The following is a 570-nucleotide window of genomic DNA, read 5'->3' as shown; positions in this document are numbered from 1 at the left end:
GGTCTCGCCGGCCACGCTGTACAACTGGCGGCGCACCTACGGCGGCATGGATACCGACGCCGCCAAGGAACTCAAAGAGCTGCGCGAGCAGAACGCCCGCCTCAAGCGGCTGCTGGCTGACGCCGAACTCGAAAAGGACGCGCTACGGGAGGTCGCCAAGGGAAAATTCTGAGCCCAGCTGCCAAACGCCGTGCCGTCGACATGCTCAAGGAGACCTTGAGCATGTCCGAACGGCTGGCGTGCAAGGCCGTTGGGCTGGCTCGCTCCACCTACCGCCGCCTGCCGCTCGGGCAGACCCCCGACGATCCGGATGCCGAGATGCGGGCCTGGCTGCGCTCCTACGCCACCAAACACCCGTGCCACGGGTTCCGGCGTGCCTGGGCGGCGTTGCGCTACGACGAGCGCCGTGAGGTGAACAAGAAGAAGGTCCACCGGCTGTGGCGCGAGGAGGGCCTGCAGGTCCGTGTGCACAGCCCGCGCAAGCGGGCTGGGATCTCCTCGGTCCCGCCGGTGGAGGCCGACGCGCCGAACGTGGTGTGGGCGATCGACTTCCAGTTCGACTCCACCACC

At 68.1% G+C, this 570-nt stretch carries 2 protein-coding genes; both read left to right on the top strand.

Annotated elements, in window-relative coordinates; all coding sequences use genetic code 11:
- A partial coding sequence (locus CSR00_RS31890; RefSeq protein WP_141564551.1) for a transposase occupies positions 1-172 on the top strand: 172 nt, incomplete at its 5' end.
- Between the two features lie 50 nt (positions 173-222).
- Positions 223-570: IS3 family transposase (locus CSR00_RS29905; protein WP_176562342.1), on the top strand; the 348-nt coding region annotated here is incomplete at its 3' end.

Source organism: Mycolicibacterium palauense (assembly GCF_002592005.1).
Lineage (GTDB): Bacteria > Actinomycetota > Actinomycetes > Mycobacteriales > Mycobacteriaceae > Mycobacterium > Mycobacterium palauense.
The sequence above is the reverse complement of the archived record's forward strand: the minus strand, read 5'-3'. Positions and strand labels throughout refer to the sequence as shown.